This is a genomic window from Streptomyces sp. NPDC059455, from assembly GCF_042750115.1.
Classification (GTDB): Bacteria; Actinomycetota; Actinomycetes; order Streptomycetales; family Streptomycetaceae; genus Streptomyces; species Streptomyces endocoffeicus.
In genome coordinates this window covers 1-820 of the sequence record NZ_JBHYVB010000219.1, presented here as the reverse complement: position 1 = coordinate 820, position 820 = coordinate 1, and the positions used below count along the sequence as shown (strand labels likewise).

Below are 820 nucleotides of genomic sequence, written 5' to 3'. Positions count from 1 at the left end.
CGCGGGCGGGGTGTCGGGCTGTGGGGGTGGTGGGGGCCCCCCCCGTGTGGCGGTGGAGCCCGACCGCGGGCGGGCGCCGCGGGCGCCCCCCCCGTCACCCTGGTCGTCCGGGACAAGACCAGCTTCGTACCGCTGCCCTCGACGATGCTGCGGCGCGGCGACGAACTGCTGGTAGTGGCCACGGACCCGGTGCGCGACGCGGCGGAGCGGCGGCTGCGGGCGGTGGGCCGGGGCGGCAAACTGGCGGGCTGGCTGGGCACGGGAGCGAGTTGAGAGGGCCCCTCGGAGGCCCCTCGGGCGGTGTGTTCGATCACTGCATGTCTCGTCCCAGTGGACTGACGGGCAGGAATACTGCAGTATGGAGCGTCGTTAGCACTCATTGAGTGAGAGTGCCAGGAGGAAGAACGTGCCGACCTACCAGTACCAGTGCACCGAGTGCGGCGAGGGCCTCGAGGCGGTGCAGAAGTTCAGCGACGACGCGCTCACCGAGTGCCCCAACTGCGAGGGACGCCTGAAGAAGGTGTTCTCGGCGGTCGGCATCGTGTTCAAGGGCTCCGGCTTCTACCGGAACGACAGCCGCTCCTCCTCCAGCAGCTCGAGCGGCGGTTCCAACAAGCCGGCGGCGAAGAGTGACAGCTCCGACTCGTCGTCCTCCTCGTCTTCTTCCAAGTCCTCGGACTCCTCTTCCTCGTCCTCCTCCTCGACGTCTTCGTCGTCGACGTCATCCTCGTCGTCTTCGTCGTCCTCGACGTCGAGCTCGGCCGCCTGATCCGGCCGCCTGGTTCTTCGGCTTCATCGACACCCCGCCACCTCCCCCGGG

The 820-nt window shown here is 69.1% G+C and carries 1 protein-coding gene and 1 pseudogene; both read left to right on the top strand.

The features are described from left to right. Positions 1 to 273 (top strand): annotated as a pseudogene (locus tag ACFXB5_RS44940) (hypothetical protein); the annotation flags it as partial. Positions 274 to 406: 133 nt separating this feature from the next. Continuing rightward, the gene (locus ACFXB5_RS44935; protein WP_385219655.1) at positions 407 to 769 is read left to right on the top strand and encodes an FmdB family zinc ribbon protein; all 363 of its coding nucleotides are present in this window, start codon (positions 407 to 409) and stop codon (positions 767 to 769) included. The last annotated feature ends 51 nt before the right edge of the window (positions 770 to 820 follow it).